The following is an 8,027-nucleotide window of genomic DNA, read 5'->3' as shown; positions in this document are numbered from 1 at the left end:
GCTGGATCTCCAAGCACCCTTCACTCAATCTCAAACAAACTGTTGCGCAACGGTCCCACACTCAACCTCTCGCGCACATCGTCGTCGATGCGCGGGTCATCGGGCCGGTACAGCTTGACCTGGCGGTACGCGTTGATGCGGTTGATTTCCTCGCCCAGGTACTCCCACACCACCCGCGTGCAGGCCGGGTTGCGGCGGTCGCCGCTGGAGACGCCAGACTTCAAGCCATTCAAGCGGGTGATGCGGCTCTTGAAACTGGGAATCAGGATGGTCTGGCTCATCTCATTGAAGGTCAGCGACTCGTAATCGATCAGAAATACCCGGTCTTGCAACTGAAACGCCGCGCCCAGGTAGCGACAGCGCACCTCGGCGTGCTGGTCGGTGGCACTGGAGCGCTCCTGGCGTTCCTGACGCTCGAACAGAAAGCGCCCCTGCTCTTCCCACAGGTGCACCAACGACACCAGGATGGTCCCCGGCACCGACATGCAGTTGGAATATTCGAAGTAGTAGCCGCAATAGCGTGACAGGTTGCCGGCGTGCTCATGCAGAGGGCGGAACAGTTCGCTGATCGGGTCGCCGGGCTGTTCGGCAACGGTCGAGATGCGGGCGCCGATCAAGCGCTCGAACTGCTCGGCGGGCAGGTTCAGCTCGTAATCCTCGACGCCGAAGAAATCACCGATGCGCTTGAGGTTGAACGGCGTCGGGCGGCTTTGGCCACTGAGGTACTTGTTGAACTGCGCGCGGTTGATCGAGAGCTGCCGGCAAACTTCCGAGATAGAGCGGTAGTGGCTGCAGGCCAGCTTGAGGTTGGTCGCGAAATGATCGCTCATGGCGGGAACTCAGGTGAAGCGAATGGCGCAATTCTAGCATCAAGTAGCGCCAAGTGAGAGCAACCCGCGAAATTGTAACCTCAGTTGTCATGGCCAACCATGCGCCCCAACGAATAGCGGTGCGCCTGCCGTCCGCTGGTCTTTCAATGCGAAGAATAAGAATCGAGGTCATTTTCCAATGCTCGAAGCACTCAACGATTTCCTTTCCGGGAAACTCCTCATCGTGCTGATCGTCGGTCTGGGCGGTTACTTCACCATCCGTTCGCGGTTCGTACAGTTCCGTCATTTCGGCCACATGTTCGCCGTGTTCAAGGACTCGCTGCGTGGCCAGGCAGGCCAGCTGAGCTCCTTCCAGGCCCTGATGCTGAGCCTTGCCGGGCGCGTAGGCGCCGGTAACATCGCCGGTGTCGGCATCGCCGTTACCCTGGGCGGCCCAGGCGCGGTGTTCTGGATGTGGGTCACCGCCCTGGTCGGGATGGCCAGCAGCTTCTTCGAATGTACCCTGGCCCAGGTCTACAAGCGCGCCGATGGCGATGGCCTGTACCGTGGCGGTCCGGCGTACTACATCCTGCACGGCCTCAAGCGCCGCAGCATGGCCATCGTGTTCTCGATCCTGCTGCTGGTCACCTATGGCTTCGCCTTCATCGGCCTGCAGTCCTACACCGTGACCCACTCGCTGCAAAATGCCTTCGACTTCGACCCGAGCCATACCGGGATCGTCCTCGCGGTGCTGCTGGCCATTACCTTCCTCGGCGGCATCAAGCGTATCGCCGCGGTGTCGGACCTGCTGGTACCGATCAAGACCCTGGCTTACATCGGTGTGACGCTGTACGTGATCGGCACGCAGATCGACCATGTGCCGGCGATGCTGGAAACCATCTTCAAAAGCGCCTTCGGCCTTGACCCTGCATTCGCCGGCCTGCTCGGCAGCGCCATCGTCATGGGCGTCAAGCGCGGCGTGTTCGCCAACGAAGCGGGCCTGGGCAGTGCGCCCAACGTGGCTGCTGTGGCAGCCGTGAAGCATCCAGGCGCGCAAGGCGTGGTGCAGGCGTTCAGCGTGTTCCTCGACACCTTCGTGATCTGCACCTGCACCGCCCTGCTGATCCTGCTGTCGGGCTTCTACACGCCGGGCTTCGAAGGTGACGGTATCGTCCTGACCCAGAACTCGCTGGCTGCGGTGGTGGGTGACTGGGGCCGTCTGTTCGTCAGCGTGGCGCTGTCGCTGTTCGTGTTCACCTGTATCCTCTACAACTACTACCTGGGCGAAAACAGCCTGCAGTTCCTGACCCGCAATCGCGGCGTGCTGCTGGCGTTCCGTGGCTTGGTGCTGGCCCTGGTGGTATGGGGCTCGATGCAGGACCTGACCACGGTGTTCGCCTTCGCCGACATCACCATGACCTGCCTGGCGTTCGTCAACCTGATCGCCCTGGCGCTGCTGTTCAAGGTCGGCCTGCGGGTGATGCGCGATTACGATGACCAGCGCAAGGCTGGGATCAAGCAGCCGGTGTTCGACGCCTCCAAGTTCGCCGACCTGGACCTGGACCGCAACGCCTGGCCAGTCAATCCTCAGGTGGACACAGCCGCTGACAAAGCAGTTGGCCAGGCTCAGCCGCAGCGCTGATACCCTCCCCTGCCCAGCCGCCCCGCTCGCGGGCGGCTGCTCACACTCCGCTCACCGCTACGGAAGCTTTCCATGCGTGCAGTCAAGAACCTCCTCGTGCTTTATACCGGTGGCACCATCGGCATGCTCGAAACCGCCGAAGGCCTCGCGCCCGCCGGTGGCTTCGAGGCGCGGATGCGCGACCACTTCGCCCAGTTGACCGATGCGCCACAAGTGCCTTGGACGCTGCACGAACTCAACCCGCTGCTCGACAGCGCCAACATGCAGCAGCACAACTGGCTGGCCATGCGCGATGCCATCGTCGCAGCCGTGGATGACGGCCACGACGGCGTGCTGATCCTGCATGGCACCGATAGCCTGGCCTACAGCGCTGCGGCATTGTCGTTCCTGTTGCTAGGGTTGCCGATCCCGGTGTTGCTGACCGGCTCCATGCTGCCTGCCGGCGCCCCAGACAGTGATGCCTGGCCGAACCTGTGCGGTGCGTTGCGCCAGTTCGAGCAGGGCTTGCAGGACGGTGTGCAGCTGTTCTTCCACGGCCAACTGCTTGGCGGGACACGCGCCTCGAAGCTGCGTAGCGAAGCATTCGATGCCTTCAAGGCACTGCCACGTCATCGCCAGGGTGAGCGGGCCGCCGAGGTGCCGAGCGCCTTGACTTACCGCCAGCGGCGCACGCGCGTCAACCTCGCGCTGATGCCGGTGTACCCGGGCTTGCAAGCCGCGCACCTGGCAGGTTTGCTCGACAGCGGCGTACAAGGGCTGTTGCTGGAATGCTATGGCAGCGGTACCGGACCTTCGGATGACCTGGCATTGCTCGAGGTGCTGCGCGCGGCGCGCCAGCGCGGCGTGCTGCTGGTAGCCATCAGCCAATGCCCGGAAGGCGCGGTGGAGTTCGACACCTATGCGGCAGGCAATCGCCTGCGTAGCGCCGGTTTGATCAGTGGCGGGGGCATGACGCGCGAAGCTGCGCTGGGCAAGATGTTCGCCTTGCTCGGGGCAGGACTGGATGTGGCAGCAGCCGAGCACTGGTTCGCCCTGGACCTGTGCGGGGAACGCGCCTGAGCGCCGTAGCGTTGATGGCGGAAGGCAGCGGGAGTCGAACCTGCCCGGGAACGGCTGCCGTCCCCAACCGGGTTTGAAGCCCGGCCGCGCCACCGGGCGCGATTGCCTTCCTTGAATTCAGTGCCCGGCGTGCTGCTGGGCCAGCGCGTTGTCGGCACGGACGTGGCGCTGTTCGCCCACCCGGCGGGTCAGGCCGAGACGGTCGAAATACTCCAGGATCTGCACGCTGCGCTTGCGACCGATGCCCAACATATCGCGAAACGCAGCAACCTGCACTATCGATGTTGCACTGGCCTGCGCCAGCAGCAGCTCTGCCATGCGCCCCAGGGTAGCCTGCGGGTAGAACAGATCGCGCACCACCTGATGCACCAACCCCAGCCGCGCCAGCTTGCGCAACAACAGGCGCACGTCCGCTTCGGTGCAGGCTTCTTCCGCCGCCAGGGCTCTGACCCACGGCGGATCATACCGGCCTTCGAGCAACCTGGGCAGCAGCCGTGCCCACAGCGCGCTGTCGGCTTCACTGAGCTGTACCTGATGCTCTGGCAGATGCAACCAGGGGCCACTGCTGGCAAGCGCGCCGGCATCGAGCAATTGCGCCAGGGCACTGACGAATGCCGGTCGATCGAGCGGTAAAGCGGCAAAGCGGCGCAACCGATCACGATCAGGACCGAGCTGGTCGGGTTCCTGCTCGTGGAACCGCGCCATCGCTTGCAGCAGTTGATCTTTCAGTGACTGCCACTGGCTTTCGGCGAACAGCAGCGGACCTTGGCGGGTGTCCACGACCTTCACGTCCTGCGGCAACTGCCAGGTGTCGCGCAGGCGATTGAACTGATGCTCCAGGCGCTGCGGATCCAGCCCCCCTGGTGCACTGGCCAACAAGCCGGGCAAGGCATCCTCCAAAGCGTCGGCAGCCTCGAGCACCTGCAACTGGCGCAGGCGTTCCTCGCTGCGCCGTTTGCGGCTTGGGGCGAACGGATCGAGCACCCGGCCGCCGCCTAACGTGCGCTGGGCGCGCTGATCGCGCAGCACCAGGCGATCACCATGCACCGCCTGCAAGGGAGCGTTGAGCAGCAACTGCGCGAACATGCGCTGACCGGCAACCAGGCTCTGGCCTTCGAGCAAGGCTACCCGCGCCGTCACATCCTGAGTGCCAAGGTGCACGTGCACGGCGCTGAAGTGCTCGAGGGCACGCGTTTCGCCAGGCAGCAACTGCAAGACGATATCCACGCGCACACTGGGCGCGTGCAACCATTGCGGCACCAACCAATCGCCACGTCGCACCTGCTCCACAGCCAAGCGTTCGGCCGCAATGTTCAGCGCCACCCGCTGACCGGCCTCTGCCACCAGTGCCGCCTGGTTCTGCGCGTGCAGGCCGCGCACCCGCACGGCTCGCCCGGCCTTGCCCAGCGCCAGGGTATCGCCAGCCGTAACGCGCCCGGCGAGCGCGGTGCCGGTGACTACAACACCGGCGCCAGTTACCGCGAATACCCGGTCGACCGCCAGGCGAAAACCGCCGTGCGCGCTGCGCCGCTGGACCTGCGCCTGGCTGTGCAGCAGTGCCTGGCGCAGGTCCTCGATGCCTTGCCCGCTGACACTCGAGAGCGGAAACTGCCGCGCTTGTGCATAGGGCCCCGCCGCCAGCAACTCGCTGACTTGCGCCTGCACCTGGGCCAGACGTGCCGGCTCCACCCGATCGCACTTGCTGATCGCCACCAGCATCTGCGCGATGCCCAGCAGCTCGATGATCGCCAGGTGCTCACGGGTCTGCGGCATCACACCGTCATCGGCCGCTACCACCAACAGCACCAGGTCGATGCCATGGGCGCCGGCGAGCATGTTGTGAATGAAGCGCTCATGCCCAGGCACATCGATGAAACCCGTCAAGCCGGCGCCTTCGCCGAGTGCGGCGTAACGGTAGCCGAGGTCGATGGTCATGCCCCGAGCACGCTCTTCCTGGCGTTGATCGCCGGCCTGGCCGGTCAAGGCCTGCAGCAGCGCAGTCTTGCCGTGGTCGATATGTCCGGCGGTGCCGACAATCACGACGCCAGCCCCAGGTGCAGCGCAGGCAGCTGCGCCAGCCACTGTTGCTCGTCGTCCAGTTGCCGCAGGTCGAGCCACAGGGCGTCATCGCCGATCCGACCGAGCACTGGCACCGGTAGTTCGCGCAGGGCTCGCTCCAGGACATGCAAGCTGCGCCCGCGCAGCTTCTTCGACACATGCGCCCGCACGCACAACGCCGCACTGGGCAGACGCGCGACCGGCTGGCTGCCGCTGCCGATCATGCCCAGGGCCGGCTGCACGCTGACGTCCCAGTGCTGACCAAGGCGTGCTTGCAGGTGCGGCGCCAGGCGCTCGGCCTGCTGCTGGATGTCCGCCTGGCTGCGGGTCAGCAGGCGCAGACTCGGCAGCCGCTCAGCCAGACGGTCGGGATTGCGGTAGAGCGCCAACACCGCTTCGAGCGCGGCGAGGGTGATCTTGTCGACGCGCAATGCGCGTTTGAGCGGGTTTTTCTTGATCTTGGCGATCAGCGCCTTGCGCCCGACGATGATCCCAGCTTGCGGTCCGCCCAACAGCTTGTCGCCGCTGAACGTGACGATGTCGGCGCCGTCGGCCAGGGACTGGCGCACCGTGGGTTCAGCAGGCAGGCCCCAGCGTGTGAGGTCGAGCAGGCTGCCGCTGCCCAGGTCTTCGAGCAACGGCAGCCCATGGCGCTGGGCAATGCTGGCCAATTCGGCAGTCGGCACCTGGTGAGTGAAGCCCTCGATGCTGTAGTTACTGCAATGCACGCGCATCAGCAGGCCGGTGCGCGGCCCGATGGCAGCTTCATAGTCACGCGCGTGGGTACGGTTGGTGGTGCCGATCTCGTGCAGCCGGACCCCGGCGCGGGCCATGATGTCGGGGATGCGGAAGGCGCCGCCGATCTCGATCAGCTCGCCCCGTGAAATGACGCCCTCCTTGCGCGCCCCCAGGCTGTTGAGCGCCAGCAACACCGCCGCAGCATTGTTGTTGACCACGGTAACGGCCTCGGCGCCAGTGAGTTCGCGGATCAGGCCCTCGATCAGGTCATCGCGGTCGCCACGCTTGCCGCTGGCCAGGTCGAACTCCAGGTTCAGCGGATAACGAGCGGCGCTCTGCATGGCCTCGACCGCTTCCTCAGGCAGCAGCGCACGGCCCAGGTTGGTATGCAGCACGGTGCCGGTCAGGTTGAAGACCCGCCGCACCTGACTGCGCTGCTGAATCGCCAGCCGTTCGCCGGCACGCCCGAGCAGGACCTCCTGGGCCAGTTCGGCAGCGCTGAGCTGGCCCTGGCGGGTGGCCTCGCGCAGGTCATCGAGCAACTGCCGCAAGGTTGCCAGCACGGCATCGCGACCGTAGCGATCGATCAACGGCAGGCCGGCTGGATGGCGCAGAAGGGTGTCGATGGAGGGCAGGCGTAGGGTGTCGCTGGTGAGGCTGGCGGGCATGCGGTACTACCTTGGACTGATCCGTTGTCTGTGAGGGCGCTCTCGCAGACGAGCCCGCGCCTGCTGGTGAGTGCAGGCACGGGCCCATTCGCGAAAGCGGCGAACCGAGGGTCAGTGTAGCCAGTTGCACTACCCTGGCGCGAACATCAGGTTCGGTGCCAGGCGCCGGTAGCCCTCCTCGTCCAGACGCAGGTCCAGGCCCAGGCTGGCCAGGTCATCGGCCAACGGTTCGGCCCAGGCATCGTTTTCCAGGTAATGCTGCTTCAGGTAACTGTGGCAATTGGGGCAGCACTCGGCTTGCAGCGGTGCCTTGCCCGGGGCGCGTCGGTCATCTTCCAGGCTGGTGTAGCGCAAGTCTTTGCTCGAATCGCAGTACACGCACTTGACGCGCACCACATGCCACTCGCAAGCGCACAGCGAACAGGCCAGGTAACGCAGGCCATTGTGCTTGCCCCGGTTACGCACCACCCCTGCCATGGCCGGCGAGCCGCAGGCCGGGCACTGGGCCAGGCTCGCGGCTGGCTTGAGTTCCGCTGCCGGCAGCGCCAGCAACCAACTCGACCAGGCCGCCTGCAAGGCGGCGCCAATGAACGGCACCAGCGCTGCCGGCACGGCATCGTATTGGCCTGCCAGCAAAGCGATGCCCCAAGCCTTGCGCCGGCCTTCGTCACTGACGCGCAAATGCTGCAAGGCCTGCTCGAGCGGGCCGCTGGCGTCGGCCTCGAAGTCATCGAGCAACGCCTGCAACCACACCAGCCACGCCCCTTCACGCACCAGGCTGTCGGCCGCCAGGGGCGGCAACCCATGACTTATGCACAGGCGCTGACGCTGCTCGACCACCGGCAGCGGGCTCGGTGGATTATCCACAAGCCGCTGCTGCACCCGGCAGAGTCTGGCGACCAGTTGCAGGTACTGACCAAGGGCATTGCCGGCTGCCAATTGCTCGAGCCGCGCTGCGCGCGCGGCGAACAGGTTGCCGGGGGGCAGGTGCAGAAACGGCGGCATGACCGCCGACGCTTCGATCTGCCCAGGTTCGAGTATGCTGCTCAACGG

General features: G+C 65.4%; 6 protein-coding genes and 1 tRNA gene. 2 read left to right on the top strand and 5 right to left on the bottom strand.

Annotated elements, in window-relative coordinates; all coding sequences use genetic code 11:
* Positions 1-20 precede the first annotated feature (20 nt).
* The gene (locus tag ACLEJW_RS21850; RefSeq protein ID WP_145190342.1) at positions 21-830 is read right to left on the bottom strand and encodes a helix-turn-helix domain-containing protein; all 810 of its coding nucleotides are present in this window, start codon (positions 828-830) and stop codon (positions 21-23) included.
* Between the two features lie 178 nt (positions 831-1,008).
* Here ACLEJW_RS21850 and ACLEJW_RS21845 point away from each other — a divergent pair, with 178 nt between their 5' ends.
* Positions 1,009-2,451, top strand: coding sequence for an alanine/glycine:cation symporter family protein (locus tag ACLEJW_RS21845; RefSeq protein ID WP_145190339.1), 1,443 nt, complete (start codon positions 1,009-1,011; stop codon positions 2,449-2,451).
* A 72-nt stretch (positions 2,452-2,523) separates the two neighbouring features.
* Positions 2,524-3,510 (top strand): asparaginase, encoded by a 987-nt coding sequence (locus ACLEJW_RS21840; RefSeq protein ID WP_145190337.1) that lies wholly within the window; start codon positions 2,524-2,526, stop codon positions 3,508-3,510.
* A gap of 15 nt (positions 3,511-3,525) precedes the next feature.
* Here ACLEJW_RS21840 and ACLEJW_RS21835 read toward each other — a convergent pair.
* From ACLEJW_RS21835 to fdhE, 4 genes are all read right to left on the bottom strand, one after another.
* Positions 3,526-3,621: transfer RNA gene (locus ACLEJW_RS21835), tRNA-Sec, on the bottom strand.
* A gap of 6 nt (positions 3,622-3,627) precedes the next feature.
* Positions 3,628-5,550, bottom strand: coding sequence for a selenocysteine-specific translation elongation factor (selB, locus tag ACLEJW_RS21830; RefSeq protein WP_440778236.1), 1,923 nt, complete (start codon positions 5,548-5,550; stop codon positions 3,628-3,630).
* The gene (gene selA, locus ACLEJW_RS21825) at positions 5,547-6,974 is read right to left on the bottom strand and encodes an L-seryl-tRNA(Sec) selenium transferase (RefSeq protein WP_440778235.1); all 1,428 of its coding nucleotides are present in this window, start codon (positions 6,972-6,974) and stop codon (positions 5,547-5,549) included. Before selA ends, selB begins: the two co-directional genes overlap by 4 nt.
* Positions 6,975-7,103: 129 nt before the next feature.
* Positions 7,104-8,024 carry a formate dehydrogenase accessory protein FdhE gene (gene fdhE / locus ACLEJW_RS21820; RefSeq protein WP_440778234.1) on the bottom strand — a complete coding sequence of 307 codons (921 nt, stop codon included), beginning with the start codon at positions 8,022-8,024 and terminating at the stop codon, positions 7,104-7,106.
* Positions 8,025-8,027 lie beyond the last annotated feature (3 nt).

The sequence above is a fragment of the Pseudomonas sp. SMSB3 genome (assembly GCF_052041965.1).
Lineage (GTDB): Bacteria > Pseudomonadota > Gammaproteobacteria > Pseudomonadales > Pseudomonadaceae > Aquipseudomonas.
Note: the sequence above shows the minus strand (reverse complement) of the source record. Positions and strands in the feature narration are given on the sequence as shown.